Raw genomic sequence first — 16,780 nt, 5'->3', positions numbered from 1 at the left:
GTATAGGTACGTTTCAGTAGTTAAGATCATAGATAACGAATGAGACTAATGAAGGAATAAAATTACAATAAATATTTTTTGTAAACTAAGATTCTTTAATAAATAGATAGCAAGGAAATAAATAATATTCATTCTGATTGCTTATAAAAATAAATAGAATTTTTGATGGTAAAAAGACAAGATTAGCCAAAAGCGCTGTTTAAAAGCACTCCATTTAATTTACTTAGGCTAATTTTCTAGAAAAAGCTACTTGGAAGGTTGTTATTTTTAGAGGTAGATGAAAAAAGAGGATACTTGGTATCTTTTTTTGATGAAGTTCACACAGAAACGATTATTGCTTATAATATATTAATTTTATGAAGTGATAATTTGGTACGTCATAATTAAGAATTAGAAGTACCAAATTATTTTTATACTTTGTCTATACAATTAACAATTACCATTCACGCATCTTCAACCTCTAAACCGATGACATGATTAAGATGGCCAGCTTTTAAGTATATGGTTGCGCCCTCCACCCCTGCCTTTATTTGTACGCTTGTATCTATCGGTAGGCGTATCCAACTATCCTGCTGATATACCTGTCCACCCTCTATTAGTTCGCCTGCTACAACTAATATTTCTGCACCGCCATGGACTGTCTCAGTGAATAGCAACTCGCCTGCATCGATACGCTGTAGACTAACGCGCTCTACCCCATCGGAAAAAAGCGGGCAGATAGTACGACTACCTTGTTGCTGCCAATTAGCATCATTATAAGTGTCGATAGCCACGTGCTGCGTTTCGTCAGACGACATTTGCCTTAACTTGACGAAAATGACAGCACCCTTTTCACTATAAGGCCGATGACCTGAAGACGGTGGATTACGTAGATACCAACCTGCTGGATAATGAGTGTCATCTGCAGAAAAAGTGCCTGACAATACCAATATCTCTTCGCCGCCTGGATGCAGATGGTGCGGAAAGTAAGAGTTTGGCGCGTAACGCACAAGACTAGTAGCGCGAGCCTTCTCCGCGCCTACACGATCAAGCATGACACGCTCCACACCATTTTGTGGTGACTTAATCCATTGATGTGCTTCAGGAGTCAGTGAAGCGCGTTGTGAAAAATCTGCATTAATTAGCATAAAGTATTCCAAAGGTATTAAATGATTAGGGCGTACCCACAATATAAAATCACGGACACGCCCTAGACGATAAACACAAATATATGACGTTATTACCGCACTAGAATGACCGGTGATAACGTACTAGCGATAATTTCTGTCGTTGTACTCCCAAGAAACAGTTGTTGCCATTTCGAATGTCCGTACGCACCCACCACCATAATGTCGACATTGTTCTCTACCTGAAACTTTAACAACCCATCTACCGCATCAGAGGCAGATAAGTGATGTGCTTCAACGACAAACCCTGCATCTTCTAACTGTGCAGCGGCGGCGCTCATACTTTGCTTGGCGGCGTCGTTATGATTGCCTACCATCACGATATGGCCTTTTAAACCTTTTAATAGTGGACTTTTTGACACCATTCGTGCCGCTTTAATAGAGGTTTTACTACCATCAAAGGCAATCATATAGGAGCTTGGCTCTTCAAATTTCTCTGAGCAAATCAATATAGGAATATCTGAGCCACGAGCGACTGTCTCGATCTGACTACCAATATTGATCCGACTGTTCTTATGATCTTCTCCGCGTCGTCCCATCACAATCGCACGATTTTCTTCTTTGAAATGCTCAATACTAGGAAGCAGTTTGCCGTGGCGTTGATAAACGCGAACATTAACATCAGCGAAACTGCTTTGAATGTGGCTTTTTGCATCTTGTACCAACGCATTGCTATAGCTGTTGACGACTTTTGCTCTTTGCTCATCCAATTGGGACAACTCTTCTAATAAAAACTGACGACTATTGATGCCTATCGCGCCTGACAAGTCACGCCTAACTGAAGCAGGCACATCACTGACATGTAATAATCCAACAGGTACGTTTAGTTTACTGGCATACCATGCTGCATAGTCACAAACCGATTCAGTCACTGCCGAGCCGTCAATACAGGCTAAAATGTGCTGTGATGTTGTCATAATCTGTCCTTAAATTTAATTATTTAATCCTATACAGCTTGTTAGTCCTGACCAAGCTATGCTCTCTGGGTAGGGTATATTTTACTTACTTCACAACAGTTACCTTGCAGAAATCCTCTTATAAAGCAAATTTGCCCCTTCATTTGATAATAACCAATTTACACGGCTTCATCCAGCGATGTGTGCGACTCTTTTGCAATAATTGCAATTTGTTACCGACAGCATTGTGCATGGCTCACCGCAGGCTGATACCTAGCTATATATAAAGTCTTATCATCGTCTGACCACATGCGCTAGCAAAGTTTGCTACAATGTATTTTTTAGCATTTATGATTTCGGTATCGTTATTTAGGTGATTGGATTATGGCAAAAAATGCCCTACAGGCTCAATTATTAAAGGCTGGCTTGGTTGATAGCAAAAAGGCCAAAAAAATCAGCAAGCAAACGCAACATGCCAAGCGTACTGGTGACTCAGAAAGCGTCGAAGCAAAAAAAGCGTTGGCAGAGGCGCAAGCTCAAAAGCTAGAAAAGGATCAAAAGCTTAATCAAGAAAAACAGCGCGTATTGGAAGAGAAAGCATTAAAGGCCAATATCGTCCAAATGATTAAGCAGCATCAGATTACTGAAACAGAAGGTGAGGTCAGCTATCAGTTTGCCGATGAGTCCAAGGTAAAGAAAATCGCTATCACTCAGAAACTCTACGATCAAATAGTGGCTGGTCACGTGGTTATCGCACGCTTGGAAGAAAGCTACGCGCTATTACCTCGTCCATTGGCTGATCGTATTGATTCAAAAATGGAAGGCTTTATGGTTGTGTCCAACGACACTGCCGAAGAAGCATTGGCAGAAGACGATCCGTATGCCGCTTATGTGATTCCAGATGATTTGATGTGGTAGAGAGTTGTTTTACTGCTGTTAGCTTTACTATAGTGTTATAAGCCTTCAATCAAGAGCCCTTTATAGAATTTGCGTTCTATAAAGGGCTTTTTGCATCTATACAGATTAGACAAATCCTTACAGCATGGGATAAGCGTTAAATGTGTCGACAGACTCAATCAAACGTACACAAATCGGGCTTCTTTAACCTAACATTGCTGGTTTAGTTAAAGAAAGTAACCCAGCTCCATAATTGCCAGAACATAGATACAACCAACTTGAACAGTTATTCAATAACTACTACAATGCATTTTCAGCACATATGGTGGTAATACTTTGTTTATTTTTGAGTAATCACTCAATATTATTCATACTTTACCTGTGTTTATTACCTGATAGTTCGGTGCCATCGTGCCCATTTTATTTGCTTAATTTGTTCCAATTCACTTTTACTTTTTCTCAAAAAGAGATAATTCATGCCAAAACACTTGCAACTCTCACTATTATTTCTTCGCCTTGGTGTTTTCATCGTATTTTTCTTTTGGACAGTCGACAAATTTGTAAATCCTGAGCATGCCGCCAATGTGTTTGCTAAATTCTATGCATTGGAAAACTTGGGCATTACTATTGTTTACCTGATTGGTAGCTTACAAATAATTCTTATCTTCTCGTTTGTCATGGGTTTATTCAAAAAATGGACCTACGGCATCATTTTATTGCTACATGCCGCCTCTACGTTTGCATCCTTTGGTCTTTATTTAACGCCTTTTGATAACTTGTTATTTTTTGCCGCATGGCCGATGTTGGCAGCCTGTTTGTCGCTATACCTAATGAGAGACTATGACACCCTAACATTGGGTAAAAATACGTCTCCAGTATAACTGTTGGCAGCAGTGCTTATTGCTTCAGTCGTATAAATGTCAGACAACAAGACATAATGTATATACTATCAAGACTGCCGACTTCATTTTTTTATCGTAGTTAAGCGATTCAGACAATTCGATTTGATCGCCACGTTACTCAAATATTGTTACTTAAGTATTGTTACTCAAATATTGTTACTTAAGTATTGTTACTTAAGTATTGTTACTTAAGTATTGTTACTTAAGTTTAGTTATTCAGATGATGAGTATTCTACAGTCTGAGTAATAACTACGATTTTAGCCTTTGCTCCCTTATTTGGCCGGATTTTCCATGATTAAAAGAATATTTTTAATACTATTAATATTGATATTAGCGGCAAGCTTTTTTTATTTTGACCTAAATCAATTATTGACGCTTGATGGCTTAAAAGGGTCGATGGCGCAATTTAATGAATACAAAGCGCAGTCACCGCTATTGATTATCGGTGGGTTTTTCTTACTATATGTCGTCGTCACTGCCCTCTCCTTACCAGGCGCTGCGATTTTGACGCTAGCCGCGGGTGCGCTATTTGGTTTGGTTCAGGGCTTACTCGTTGCCTCATTTGCATCGAGTATTGGTGCTACCATTGCCTTCTTGGCATCGCGTTATTTACTGCGTGACACCATCAAACAGCGCTTTCCTGAGCGGTTGGCAGCTATTGATGCAGGCGTCGAAAAAGAAGGTGGATTTTATTTATTTACCTTACGTCTGGTACCCATATTTCCATTCTTTTTGATTAACCTATTGATGGGTGTGACGTCTATTAAAACATGGACTTACTACTGGGTCAGTCAAATCGGTATGCTGGCTGGGACGTTTGTATTTGTCAATGCAGGGACACAACTGGCACAAATAGACAGCTTATCGGGTATTTTATCTTTCAACTTAATTGTCTCGTTTGCTTTATTAGGTTTCTTCCCATTAATAGCAAAAGGAGTGTTGAACATGTTTAAAAAACGCCGTGTTTATAAAAACCACACCAAACCTAAAAAGTTCGATCGCAATATGATTGTGATTGGTGCAGGCGCTGGCGGATTGGTCACAAGCTACATTGCCGCAGCAGTAAAGGCAAAAGTTACATTGATTGAAGCGGGTGAAATGGGTGGTGACTGCCTCAATTATGGCTGTGTACCTAGTAAGGCCATCATTAAGAGCGCAAAAATCGCTGATCAAATTCGTCATGGTGAAAACTATGGTCTAGAGAACACTGTACCGCAGTTTTCATTCAAAAAAGTGATGGCACGCGTGCAGCAAGTAGTGGCTGATATCGCACCGCACGACAGTGTTGAGCGTTATACCAATCTGGGCGTCGATGTGGTCAAAGGCTATGCCAAATTGATTGACCCGTGGACAGTAGAAATCCAACTAAATGACGGCGGCATGCAGACCCTAACGGCGCGTACCATTGTCATTGCCACTGGCGCTCGCCCATTTGTACCGCCTCTACCAGGTATAGAAGAAACAGGTTACGTGACCAGTGACACGCTATGGACGAAGTTTGCTGAGCTAGAAAAAGCTCCGAAAAAGCTAGTAGTACTAGGCGGTGGTCCAATCGGTAGCGAGCTTGCGCAAAGCTTTGCTCGACTGGGTTCTAATGTGACGCAAATTGAGATGAGCGATCGCATTATGGGTAAAGAAGACCTTGAAGTGTCTACCTTTGCTCACCAGTCGCTTACTGATAGCGGTGTTAATATTTTGACCTCGCATCAAGCGATGCGCTGCGAGATGCGTGATGGCAAAAAATACATTATCGTCAAACACAATGAAACAGAAATCGATATCGAGTATGATGAGCTACTTTGTGCTGTTGGTCGTAGCGCACGCCTTGAAGGTTATGGTTTAGAGGCGCTAGGTATCGAAACCAATCGTACTATCGTAACTAATGAATATCTCGAGACGTTATATCCTAATATTTTTGCCGCGGGTGATATCGTTGGCCCATACCAGTTTACTCATGTCGCTGCCCATCAGGGTTGGTACGCCGCAGTAAATGGCTTATTTGGCAACCTGAAAAAGTTTAAAGTAGATTATCGTGTGATTCCGTGGGTTACGTTTATCGACCCAGAAGTCGCTCGTGTCGGTATCAACGAGCAAGAAGCCATTGATAAAGGCATCGATTACGAGATTACTCGTTTTGAGTTTGAAGAGCTCGATCGCGCCATTACAGATAGCGCGGCTAAAGGCTTTATCAAAGTCATTACGCCAAAAGGTAAGGACAAAATATTGGGTGTTACGGTGGTGTCTGAACATGCAGGCGACCTAATCGCTGAGTTTGTATTAGCAATGAAACATGGTCTGGGTCTCAACAAAATATTAGGCACCATTCACAGCTACCCTACTTGGGCTGAAGGCAACAAATACGCCGCTGGTGAGTGGAAACGTGCTCACGCCCCTGAGACCGTATTAAGTTGGCTAGAAAAATACCATACTTGGCGTCGCGGTTAGTTAATGACAGTTTGCTCGTAGGCATCGTTAAATGATGCAACTGGTAGGAAAGATCTAAAAAAAGCCGAACAAAGCTGGTTTAGATTTTGTGGTATCTGTTTGGTTTGACATGGCAGGCTATGAAATCTTTACCAGCTTTACTAACATTTAAATTATAACGGAAACTTGAATGCGCGTTATTACCACTTTACCGATGCTCAAACGTCTTACGCGATATAGCACCTACGCTATGGTGATGAGCATTTGTATTGGTATATCAGCAAGCACAGCATCGCCAACTACTGCCAATATTAACCAAGACTTATCACCTTGGCAGCAGATAGAAGCCCAAGGTAGCAATCAAGACGTTTACTTTTATGCATGGGGCGGTGACCCACAGATTAACGCCTATCTACAATGGGTCGCTGATCAAGTCGATGATAAATATAATATCAACTTAGTCCATGTCAAATTGAGTGACACCAGTGAAGCAGTCAGTCGGGTACTCGCAGAAAAGTCTGCTCATAATGACGATCAAGGCAGTGTTGATTTGGTCTGGATTAATGGTGCTAACTTTGCCACCATGAGTGAAAACTCGTTATTACTCAAACAATGGGCCAATAAACTGCCCAATTTTGCGCTGACGGACCCAGAGAATAATCTAACCGTAAATTTCGACTTTGGTGTGCCGACCAACGGCATGGAAGCACCATGGGGACAAGCCTCTTTGACGTTTTATTACGACAGCCTGTCGACCAGTAAACCGCCAACAATGCTAACTGAACTGGCTACTTGGACAGCACAAAACCCTGGCCGTTTTAGCTACCCAAAGCCACCTGATTTTTTGGGTATGAGTTTCTTAAAATACGTCTTAGTTATGCTGCATGAACAACAAGACGCTCAAACCGATAAAAACACTAGCGCACAGCTCAACTTGCCTGCCACTGAAGAAAACACCGCGCTCGTATTAGATCCGCTATGGGCGTTTTTGGATGGCTTTCATCCAACCTTATGGCGTAATGGCGAGCAGTTCGTGCAGACAGGTGCGCAGATGCGGCGCTTGGTCGATGATACTGAGCTGAGTCTTGCGTTTACCTTTTCAGCACCAGAAGTTCCTGCAGCGGTACAACGTTATGACTTACCCCAGAGCATTCGCAGCTATGCCATGAGTGACGGCAGCTTAAGCAATACTCATTTTGTCGCCATTCCTTATAACGCTAGTCATCCTCAGGCGGCACAATTAGTAGCCAACTTCTTAATGAGTCCAGAAGCCCAAGCAAAAAAACAAACCCCTTCTGTATGGGGTGACAAAAGCGTACTGGTCCAATCTACACTTAGCCCTGCACAACAAGCATTATTCAAAACCAAACAGCCTCATCCAAGCGCCCTGCCCTTTGACAGTGTCAAACGCACGGTAAGCGAGCCGCATCCAAGTTGGGTAGAGGCCATCCAGCAAGGCTGGCAAGCACGTTATGGGGTGAGTCCATGAGCCAAGGTTTTGACAAAATAACTAAAAAAGGTGATAGCCCTAGACCTATTACGCTTGAGAAAAAAGATCTGTTTACGCGTATCGTGTCTTTTAGTCCCAAACTCTTAATTCTAATACTAATACTACCGGTACTCTGTGGCCTCATCTGTGTACTGTTGCCTGCCCTGAGCTGGGTTCCTGCTCTAGAAAAAACGACTCTGAATCTGCAAGGGTTTATAGACCTATGGCAAACGCCTGGCATCACGCAAATGGCTGCATTAAGTCTGGCTACAGGACTTATCAGCACCCTACTTGCTTTTGTCATTGCCCTGATGATATTGGCCGCGTTTTTTAACAGTGTTTGGTTGCAGCGTATTGAGCATTTATTAAGCCCTATCTTGGTCATTCCTCATGCAGCTGCAGCCATTGCCGTTGGATTTTTGATTGCGCCGTCAGGCATGTTTTCACGGCTCATCTCCCCGTGGCTAACTGGTTGGGAGATGGCACCCGATGGTATGTTTCCGCATGATCCATACGGTATCAGTATCATCTTGGGTTTAACCTTAAAAGAACTGCCATTTTTATTATTAATGGCACTGGGCGCGCTTGCTCAGCCTGAACTTGGCAAAAAATTGCGCCAACAATATACCGTTGCACTCAATTTAGGTTATTACCCAATTACTGCATTTTTTAAGGCAGTCTTGCCCCTGTTATATCCTTTTCTACGTTTACCGATTTTGGCCGTGTTGGCATATGCCAGTGCGAGCGTTGAGATGCCGTTGATATTGGGTCCTAATACACCGCCAACGCTTGCCGTCTCTATCATACAATGGTTTAACGATGTCGATCTTACCCTACGTATTAAGGCATCAGCAGGCGCATTGTTACAGCTCGTACTGACAGCAGGGTTAGTCGCTTTTTGGCTGGGCGGCGAAAAAGCGATCAAAGCAATCTTTAGTGTTTCGTCAGTCAATGGCAAACGTCATTATGCAGATACTATCTGGCAAAAAGTCACCGCTATACTTACCGTAGGCGTGATTGGTTTTATGCTACTGTCGCTCTCTGGTCTTGTATTATGGGCCTTTGCAGGATTTTGGCGGTTTCCGGCGATGCTACCAGAGCAATTCGTGCTATTACATTTTCAAAGTGCCTTTACTCAAATGAGCACACCATTGGTCAATACGCTTAGCATTGGTGCCGTTAGTACTGCATTTGCTGTTTTTCTGACTTTGCTATGCTTGGAAGCTGAGCAACTGAGTGCTAGGCCGCTGTCGCACTTCACCAGTTTTATTATTTACTTACCGCTCTTGGTACCAAGTATCGCGTTTCTATTCGGCTTAGTATGGTTACAGCAGTTGGCCAATCATCAGTCAGCATTTTTTAATGTGGCTTTTGCGCATCTTTTATTCGTGCTGCCGTACGTGTTTTTATCACTGGCCAGTAGCTATCGACGCCTAGATCCTCGTTTTGCTCATGTGGCCGCCAGCCTTGGCGCTGCCCCAATGAAAGTGTTTTTTCAGATAAAACTGCCGCAGTTATTTGCCCCTATTTTGATTGCTATAGCACTCGGTCTAGCGATCAGCTTTGGTCAGTACTTGCCAACTCTATTGGCGGGCGGCGGACGTATTGCCACTATCACGACAGAAGCGGTGACACTGGCGAATGGTGCCAGTAGGCGCACCAGTGCTGTCTATGCCATTATGCAAATGGCGCTACCGCTCATCGGTTTTATATTGGCTTGGATGCTACCCAAATACTTTTTTAGAAGTGGCATTCGATAGCACGCTAATCATAAACGAAAGCAAACGTTATCAAATATTAAAATAATCAGTCTTAAAAAACGCAAATAAAGGGTTCCTGATGCCATCATCTCTACAGATAAAAGACTTACAGCTGTTTCGTCAAAACGAGCAGTTATTGAGTATCAATGAGCACATCGCTGGTGGCGACATCCTAACCGTGATGGGCCCTTCTGGTAGTGGCAAGTCCAGTCTACTAAACTGGCTAACAGGCACTTTGGCGAGCGATTTTACCGCGACGGGTACTGTCTGGTTAAACGATAAAAATGTGACTCACCTGCCAGCCCATTTGCGCCGTATTGGTGTGCTGTATCAAGATGCACTGCTGTTTTCGCACCTATCAGTCGCGGGTAACATTGCTTTTGCCATGCCAAAAGGAAATAAGAGACAGCGAGTTGAAAAAATAGCGCAGTCTTTAGCGCAAGTGGGCTTAGAAGGGATGGGAGATCGTCACCCTGATAACTTATCAGGTGGTCAACAAGCACGTGTCGCCCTACTACGCACACTACTGAGTGAGCCCAAAGCGATACTACTTGATGAGCCGTTTAGCAAACTTGATACTCAATTAAGGATGGATACGCGGCAATTGGTATTCGATCAAATTCGTACTCATAAGCTGCCCGCTATTATGGTTACGCACGACCAAAGTGACGCCGAAGCAGCCAACGGTAAAGTTATTTATGTAGGACGATAATTTTAGATATCAGAGTCAAATATCAACGCTAAATACCCAAACAAAGTATCAAAACAAGCAAAATATAAAAGGCAGCTCGCATGTTAGACAAGTTTATTACGCCCGTCATCAAGCCACTGCTAACTCCAATAGTAGCGACATTGCATAAGCTCGGTATTACGGCTGATCAGCTTACGGTAGCTGGATTCTTGGTTGGTATGTTAGCATTACCACTACTCGCGTTTGAGCTATGGTATGGCGCGCTGGCAGTGATAATATTGAATCGTATCTTTGATGGGCTGGACGGCGCAATGGCACGCTACGCACAGCAAAGCACAAGCGCAGGCGGCTACTTAGATATTACCCTCGATTTTTTGTTTTATGCTGCTGTGCCACTTGGGTTCATTTTGGCTAACCCTGCACAAAACGCTATTGCAGGCGCGTTGTTATTAGCAGCATTTATTGGGACAGGTTCGAGCTTTTTGGCGTTTGCGATTTCTGCTGAAAAGTTTCAATTAGACAAGCCTCAGTTTAAGTATAAAAGCTTTTATTATCTCAACGGCCTCACCGAGGGCACCGAGACTATTGCTCTGTTTATTGCTCTCTGTATTTGGCCTCAGCAGTTTGTGCTACTTGCTGGTATCTTTGCTACTGCCTGCGCTGTTACTATTTTTACTCGTATACATGGTGGGTATCATACCCTCAAACAGCTCGAATCTACCAAGTAAGCATCTAGAGATATATGCCGTATCAAAACCCAGCAGTGAACCTCTAAGCGTTTACTGAGTTATCGAGTCGCAACGCTTCTATAGATAAAGCCATATCTTCAGCAAGGGCGTGTACTGTCGAGCTTTCTACATCACGCTGTGCAAAAGCACGCAGACCCATGACTTCTGCCTGTAGGCGACGGCCAAGTCGAACCGCATCCAGCTGACTATCCATTTCACCTACATTCTGCGCTTCTTTAAAGCATTCTATAAAGCGTGTCTCCATACCTGCCAGCAGTATTTCCACCTTGGTTAACGCTGTTTGCTCACGCGCACCCAGCTCTAGTAAGCTTTTGACCAACATACAAGCACGGCTCGGTAACGCTTTATCACGAATCGCGCCAAGCTGACGTATATAAGCCGCAAGGCCCAATAAAGGCGTTTTATGATGGCTCAATACCCGCTCAAGCTCGGTCAATCCTAGACGCGCATAGTATTCTAGCGCTTCTTGAAACAGACCTTCTTTATTACCAAAAGCGGCATAGATACTGCCTGGGCGCATATCGAGCGCTTGCTCGATGTCTTTTAGAGAAGTGGCATGAAAGCCCTTTTGCCAAAAAAGCTGTAGCGCACGCTCCAAAGCATCCTGACGATTATAAAGTGCGGTGCGTGACATAATGTGCCTCATTTAAAAAGCCGTGACCTCATATAAAAATGGGCACGGCTATAAAACTTGAATGATTGCTCAATTTTATCCTGAATGGGTGCGACAGTAAAGTTAATATAACAAACGGTCTGGTAAACAAACGTAATGCTAGGGCGCGACTTAGCTATCAGCAATCACTCTACAATAATTCAACAGTCATGCTGATAGCTAGTAAATGGTCTCTACAGTGGCTAGTGATAATCTAGTTAAAAATCCAATTGATCGGTCAGTAATACGTGTTTGCTCTTCTGATAAGCGGACAAACCATCACCGCCCAACTCACGACCGATACCGCTTTGCTTAAATCCGCCCCATCCTGCTTCTGGCAGTACGATTTGTTGCTCGTTAATCCAGATATGCCCGGCTTTTATTTGTAGCGACATCTCAAGCGCAGCAGTCTCATCGGCGCTCACGATGGTAGCTGCTAGAGCAAACTTGCTATCATTAGCTAGGCGAATAGCCTCTGCGTCGTCAGTAAAGGTTGCACAGACTAATACAGGGCCAAACACTTCCTCCATCCATAATTGGCTGGTCGCTGGCACATTCGTATAGACAGTTGGCATCACAAAATAGCCAGATGCTTCTAATAACTCACCGCCGGTTAAGCAATCCAGATTTTCAGCTGTCGCAATATCAAAGAATTTTTTAACTTGATTCAGTTGTTGCTCGCTAACCAATGGTCCCATTTGCGTCTCTGTCGCAAAACCATCACCAATCTGCAAACTTTCCGTTTTGACTTTTAATGCGTCAAACAGCTGTTTAGCGATATCTTGATGTACAACCAAACGCGACGTGGCCGAACATATCTGACCTGCATTGGTAAATATACCGCCAATGATTAAATCGCAAGCGTAATCAATATCGGCATCTGCGCATACCACGATGGCAGACTTACCGCCAAGCTCTAGGCTAATGTCTTTGATGCCTTTTGCTGCTTGAACCATCACCTTTTCGCCTACTATATTGCTGCCAGTAAACGATACTTTGTCAATCAGCGGATGACTGGTCATAGCAGTGCCCACTTCAGCAGCACCCGGTAAAATATTAACCACCCCTTTTGGCAAACCTATCTCAGATAGGATATTACCTAGCATAAGCTCCGGTAATAGTGTCACCTCAGACGGTTTTAATAGCACCGTACAGCCTGCCGCTAGCGCAGGTGCCAGCTTCCAAGAGGTCGTCACCATTGGGAAATTCCAAGGGGTAATCAGCGCACAAACACCCACTGGCGAGTATGTCTTTAACAAACGAATACCCGATTCAAGCGTTGAGACCTTAGACCACGTTGCCTGATCTGTGATGAGATTGGCATAATAACGATAGCAAGCGATGGCGTCCCCTACGTCTATCTTCGCCTCTTCAATTGGTTTGCCGTTGTTTAATACAGACAATCCAACCAACTTGTCGAATTGCTGTTCCATAGACTCTGCAATCGCATTTAGATAGCGGGCACGCTCACTTACACTAGTCTGTGACCAGCCAGCAAACGCTTCATCAGCCGCTTCAACTGCCTGCTCTACATGGGCACTGGTGCATAAGCGCGTAGTTGCAATCACCTCGCCTGAATTTGGATCATACAACGCATGGTTATTTGTATTATCAAAGCTTGCATCACCAGAATCGGTCGCAGGTGCTTTAATCGTAACCCAGTCACCATTGATATAAGCGGCATTGAGTACAATTTCGTTTTGAGCCGTTTGTATTGCAGTTTCTCTGGTTAAATCTGTAGAGTTCAGCATTTCCATAATGGTCAATCGCCTTATATTTTTGATCAAATTGTCTTTATGTGCGTAACGTCCGTAATGTGATTGGCTAAATGGTCGGTTTAACTGCCTACAGAAAAACCGACCATTTGCAAATTATCGTCAGGCTAGACGCCTTGTGAATACTAGACGCGCCACTAATACAGTAGATGCGCCACTGAGGTGATGACTACCAAGCTGATAAGCGTACGAAGGATAAAGATTAAAAATAGCTCTAACACATTTAGCTTAATATTTGACTTCAAAATCAGCGCACCCACTTCAGACATATAGATAATCTGAGTAATTGAGGCCGCACCAACGATGAATCGTGTCATCTCACTTTCAATGCTTTTACCGACCAATGCTGGCAAGTACATATCTGCAAAGCCCATAATCATGGCCGGGCCAGCTTTTGCCGCTTCTGGAATCTGCAACCATTCAAGTACTGGTACAAGCGGTGTCGCAATCCAATTAAAGACAGGCGTGTACTCTGCTAAACCAAGACCAATCGTACCGATAGCGAACGTTACTGGAATCAATCCCAAATAGATATCAAACAGATTGTGTACGCTGCGTTTGAACACTTTACCTAAGCTAGGCATAGAATGCGCGCGAGTGACGGCACGATTGACCGCCCACTGGTACGTTGTATATTCAGCAGGAATGCCTTCATCTAGCATACTTTTGCCAGAATGATACGTATCAGGCTTGAGAGACAATGGCGGTATACGTGGCATGATAATCGCAGCGATAAAACCAGTTAGCGCAATGGTCAGATAAAAGAAGACAAAGTTATTGTCTACGCCGATGGTTTTGGCAACCACATAGGTAAAGGCGATAGAAGTGACTGAAAATGTGGTCGCGATAATGGCGGCTTCGCGCTGGCTGTAGAAGCTTTTGTCATACTCTTGCATAGTGACTAGCAGGCCAATAGACGCGGCACCAAACCAAGAAGACATCGCATCGACAGCTGAACGACCAGGCAGTTTGAAAAGCTTGATAAATACTTTACTGGCTAAAGTACCCAAGAACTCCATCAAGCCGAAATCAGTCAAAAATGGCAGCGATAAAATGGCAAAGAAGAATAATGGAATCAAAACAGGAATCAAATCTTCGAAAATGACGCCGCCCGTATTACGGTTGATAATAAACTCAGGACCGACCTGTAGAAAAATCATCCAGACAAATGCCATTCCTAAAAACCGGATAGCAAGCCAAAACCACTCAACATCAAAGAGTTTTTTAGCAAGCGAACCTTCATTCAGATTTGGCTTTAACGCTTTGACGGCCAGCGCACCAAAAAAGGATATCGTCACGAGCGCCATCGTGATATAGGTCACCAAACCACCTAAGGCGGTTTGTAGCGTATCGGTCAATACACCCAGTAAAATCGTGACTTTACCATCCCAATCAAACGGTATGATAAATAACGCAATACCCAATGCTGAAAACAACAAAAACTTCCACATTGCTGCACGCCACTGTCCCGCTTTTGGCGTTTCTGGATCAACCGTATTATTCCCTAAAATCGGCTGCTGCGACTTATCCATATAACTCGTCATTTAACTTCTCCTTGATGGGCAATGATTGCCAGTTTTTCCATTTCTCTGTCTGACCAATACCTGGGTTAAGCGAATTGGTTGGATCCAGTTTTTTATAAAAATAATGTAGCTCAGTTTTAGCAGGATACGCATGCCCCACATTGTGCTCAGCAGGATACTCAATATGACGCTTATCATAAAATGCCAGCAGTTCATCCTTGAACTGCTTGGCATTGGTCTTAGGTTTTAATAAATAGTCTTGGTGCATGACATGACAGAAAAAATGCCCCAAATAAAACGTTTTACTGACTTGTTTTTGCAAGTGTTCAGGTAAAGTCTCGTCCCAATCTACGGCATTTCTAGGTAAAGCAATATCGGTCGATAGCAGCTCGCCAAATTTATCTTGATTTAAATTATGATAACGAAACATGGCAGCGGTGGCGGCACTACGAAATACCAATAACGATTGCGATTCAAGCTCTGTGCATACATGCAGCGCACCTTGATATTGCTGCAGATGATTTTGCAAAAAATCCTGCGCAGCAGCGATATTGTTGCCATCATTTTTATTAGAATCTCTATTGGAATTTTTATTAATGCTATTATCAAAGTCGCTATCAAAACCATCTGCGACTTTTATAATCAAATGGTATTTATATGAGAGCGCTTGCGTACTCAAAGTGGGTGGTAATGACGGTGGCATAAACCTAGATGTTAGTTGCAGTATCCGATCTGGCAGCGTCTTTGGAAGATGCCATTTATCCAGATAGTAGCCAATCTTTGCTTGTAGTCGATACAGCGTCCCTATCTTGCTAGCAGGGAGCTTACGCATATTCAGACAAGTGTCTCGACCATAATGCATCGTGATGTCGTTATAGTCTTTATGCATATACTCAGCCAACATAGGCAGGTTTAGCTCGCTTTTTAACCATTGTTTTCTAAGTGTGCTCAAGGTATCAGCGTCGTTGGTCGAGATATAAAATGTTTGCTCGTGTTTAGGCTTGGCAAAGGTCGCTACCCTCACCGCAAATACAATGACCTTGCCAGCTGAGCCAGATGCTTCATACAGGCCGTCAGGATCGTTGTTAAATCGAGCAGGTGTCTCTGCCTCACAATCACGGACTTTATGTTGATAATGATGGTTGGTGCAGGCTTTACTATCGCTTGCACCATCTGACGCTTCGCTAAATGTACCAGTTTGTAGGTGCTCTAGCATTTCCTCTGGCTGCGACCCCAAATCCAGTCCCAGATGATTGATTAACTCAAACGCTCCTGAGGCATTGCGTCTGGCAAATAACGCCATCTCAGTGTAGGCAGGTCCACGCTGCACCAACATCCCGCCCGAGCTATTGCAGATGCCGCCTATCACTGAAGCGCCAACACAACTAGAGCCCAATACTGAATGTGGCTCACGCTCTAATGGCGCAAGGGTAGACTCTAATTGCTGCAAAGTAGCGGCTGGCAAAGCAACCAGCTCTACTGCATCATTAAGTAAATGCACACCGCCCAATAACTGCATAGAGATTACGACTAATGGCCTGTCATAATCTCCATTCGGAGTTGAGCCACCTGTTAGGCCTGTATTGGCCGCTTGAGCAATGATAATCACATCAAAAGCGGCACAGATATTAATGACGCGCCATAGTGCCACAAGAGAGTGCGGTATCACAACTGCGATGGTCGCGTCTGTGACAGCCTCAATCGTACCTTGCACATAAGATTGCTGTTGGCTAGGTTTTGTCAATACATTGGTCGTACCAACGACAGCAGCAAGCTCCATCAACAAACGCGGTATTTGCTCATGTCTACTTTCTGACATTTCTCTAGCGTTGGGCGTCATGAAGGTGCTTCCTTG

General features: G+C 43.6%; 13 protein-coding genes. 7 read left to right on the top strand and 6 right to left on the bottom strand.

Translation table 11 applies throughout. The features are described 5' to 3' along the window. Window positions 1-443 precede the first annotated feature (443 nt). Window positions 444-1,127, bottom strand: a complete 684-nt coding sequence (locus JMY00_RS12600; protein ID WP_201580400.1) for a cupin domain-containing protein — start codon at window positions 1,125-1,127, stop codon at window positions 444-446. 92 nt (window positions 1,128-1,219) lie between these two features. Beyond that, the gene (locus JMY00_RS12595; RefSeq protein ID WP_201580399.1) at window positions 1,220-2,083 is read right to left on the bottom strand and encodes a universal stress protein; all 864 of its coding nucleotides are present in this window, start codon (window positions 2,081-2,083) and stop codon (window positions 1,220-1,222) included. A gap of 363 nt (window positions 2,084-2,446) precedes the next feature. Between JMY00_RS12595 and JMY00_RS12590 the strand changes: the two genes are divergently transcribed. The 7 genes from JMY00_RS12590 to JMY00_RS12560 all read left to right on the top strand — a co-directional run bounded on the left by JMY00_RS12590 (window position 2,447) and on the right by JMY00_RS12560 (window position 10,954). Beyond that, window positions 2,447-2,980 carry a DUF2058 domain-containing protein gene (locus JMY00_RS12590; RefSeq protein ID WP_201580398.1) on the top strand — a complete coding sequence of 178 codons (534 nt, stop codon included), beginning with the start codon at window positions 2,447-2,449 and terminating at the stop codon, window positions 2,978-2,980. 455 nt (window positions 2,981-3,435) lie between these two features. Further along, complete coding sequence (locus tag JMY00_RS12585; RefSeq protein ID WP_201580397.1) at window positions 3,436-3,840, top strand: hypothetical protein; 405 nt, start codon at window positions 3,436-3,438, stop codon at window positions 3,838-3,840. A 313-nt stretch (window positions 3,841-4,153) separates the two neighbouring features. Next, window positions 4,154-6,307 (top strand): bifunctional TVP38/TMEM64 family protein/FAD-dependent oxidoreductase, encoded by a 2,154-nt coding sequence (locus tag JMY00_RS12580; protein WP_201580396.1) that lies wholly within the window; start codon window positions 4,154-4,156, stop codon window positions 6,305-6,307. Between the two features lie 169 nt (window positions 6,308-6,476). Beyond that, on the top strand, window positions 6,477-7,775 hold the full coding sequence (locus JMY00_RS12575) for an ABC transporter substrate-binding protein (RefSeq protein WP_201580395.1): 1,299 nt from the start codon (window positions 6,477-6,479) through the stop codon (window positions 7,773-7,775). Further along, the gene (locus JMY00_RS12570; RefSeq protein WP_201580394.1) at window positions 7,772-9,535 is read left to right on the top strand and encodes an ABC transporter permease subunit; all 1,764 of its coding nucleotides are present in this window, start codon (window positions 7,772-7,774) and stop codon (window positions 9,533-9,535) included. Before JMY00_RS12575 ends, JMY00_RS12570 begins: the two co-directional genes overlap by 4 nt. Before the next feature lie 79 nt (window positions 9,536-9,614). Then, window positions 9,615-10,247 carry an ATP-binding cassette domain-containing protein gene (locus JMY00_RS12565; protein ID WP_201580393.1) on the top strand — a complete coding sequence of 211 codons (633 nt, stop codon included), beginning with the start codon at window positions 9,615-9,617 and terminating at the stop codon, window positions 10,245-10,247. An 80-nt stretch (window positions 10,248-10,327) separates the two neighbouring features. After that, window positions 10,328-10,954 carry a CDP-alcohol phosphatidyltransferase family protein gene (locus tag JMY00_RS12560; protein WP_201580392.1) on the top strand — a complete coding sequence of 209 codons (627 nt, stop codon included), beginning with the start codon at window positions 10,328-10,330 and terminating at the stop codon, window positions 10,952-10,954. Between the two features lie 43 nt (window positions 10,955-10,997). Here JMY00_RS12560 and JMY00_RS12555 read toward each other — a convergent pair whose 3' ends face one another. From JMY00_RS12555 to dld, 4 genes are all read right to left on the bottom strand, one after another. Beyond that, window positions 10,998-11,609 (bottom strand): TetR/AcrR family transcriptional regulator, encoded by a 612-nt coding sequence (locus tag JMY00_RS12555; protein ID WP_201580391.1) that lies wholly within the window; start codon window positions 11,607-11,609, stop codon window positions 10,998-11,000. Window positions 11,610-11,845: 236 nt separating this feature from the next. Beyond that, complete coding sequence (locus JMY00_RS12550; protein WP_240990751.1) at window positions 11,846-13,384, bottom strand: aldehyde dehydrogenase family protein; 1,539 nt, start codon at window positions 13,382-13,384, stop codon at window positions 11,846-11,848. A gap of 155 nt (window positions 13,385-13,539) precedes the next feature. Continuing rightward, entirely contained in the window at window positions 13,540-14,946 is a 1,407-nt protein-coding gene (locus JMY00_RS12545; RefSeq protein WP_201580390.1) for a YjiH family protein, read from the bottom strand. Next, window positions 14,927-16,765 carry a D-lactate dehydrogenase gene (dld, locus tag JMY00_RS12540; RefSeq protein WP_201580389.1) on the bottom strand — a complete coding sequence of 613 codons (1,839 nt, stop codon included), beginning with the start codon at window positions 16,763-16,765 and terminating at the stop codon, window positions 14,927-14,929. Before dld ends, JMY00_RS12545 begins: the two co-directional genes overlap by 20 nt. Between the last annotated feature and the right edge of the window lie 15 nt (window positions 16,766-16,780).

The organism is Psychrobacter sp. Pi2-52 (assembly GCF_904846705.1).
Lineage (GTDB): Bacteria > Pseudomonadota > Gammaproteobacteria > Pseudomonadales > Moraxellaceae > Psychrobacter.
The sequence above is the reverse complement of the archived record's forward strand: the minus strand, read 5'-3'. Positions and strand labels throughout refer to the sequence as shown.

Coding starts and splice junctions, on each gene's coding strand:
- JMY00_RS12555 (WP_201580391.1), bottom strand. CDS start 11,609: ATGTCACGCACCGCACTTTATAATCGTCAGGATGCTTTGGAGCGTGCG.
- JMY00_RS12560 (WP_201580392.1), top strand. CDS start 10,328: ATGTTAGACAAGTTTATTACGCCCGTCATCAAGCCACTGCTAACTCCA.
- dld (WP_201580389.1), bottom strand. CDS start 16,765: ATGACGCCCAACGCTAGAGAAATGTCAGAAAGTAGACATGAGCAAATA.
- JMY00_RS12545 (WP_201580390.1), bottom strand. CDS start 14,946: ATGACGAGTTATATGGATAAGTCGCAGCAGCCGATTTTAGGGAATAAT.
- JMY00_RS12600 (WP_201580400.1), bottom strand. CDS start 1,127: ATGCTAATTAATGCAGATTTTTCACAACGCGCTTCACTGACTCCTGAA.
- JMY00_RS12565 (WP_201580393.1), top strand. CDS start 9,615: ATGCCATCATCTCTACAGATAAAAGACTTACAGCTGTTTCGTCAAAAC.
- JMY00_RS12550 (WP_240990751.1), bottom strand. CDS start 13,384: ATGGAAATGCTGAACTCTACAGATTTAACCAGAGAAACTGCAATACAA.
- JMY00_RS12570 (WP_201580394.1), top strand. CDS start 7,772: ATGAGCCAAGGTTTTGACAAAATAACTAAAAAAGGTGATAGCCCTAGA.
- JMY00_RS12595 (WP_201580399.1), bottom strand. CDS start 2,083: ATGACAACATCACAGCACATTTTAGCCTGTATTGACGGCTCGGCAGTG.
- JMY00_RS12575 (WP_201580395.1), top strand. CDS start 6,477: ATGCGCGTTATTACCACTTTACCGATGCTCAAACGTCTTACGCGATAT.
- JMY00_RS12585 (WP_201580397.1), top strand. CDS start 3,436: ATGCCAAAACACTTGCAACTCTCACTATTATTTCTTCGCCTTGGTGTT.
- JMY00_RS12580 (WP_201580396.1), top strand. CDS start 4,154: ATGATTAAAAGAATATTTTTAATACTATTAATATTGATATTAGCGGCA.
- JMY00_RS12590 (WP_201580398.1), top strand. CDS start 2,447: ATGGCAAAAAATGCCCTACAGGCTCAATTATTAAAGGCTGGCTTGGTT.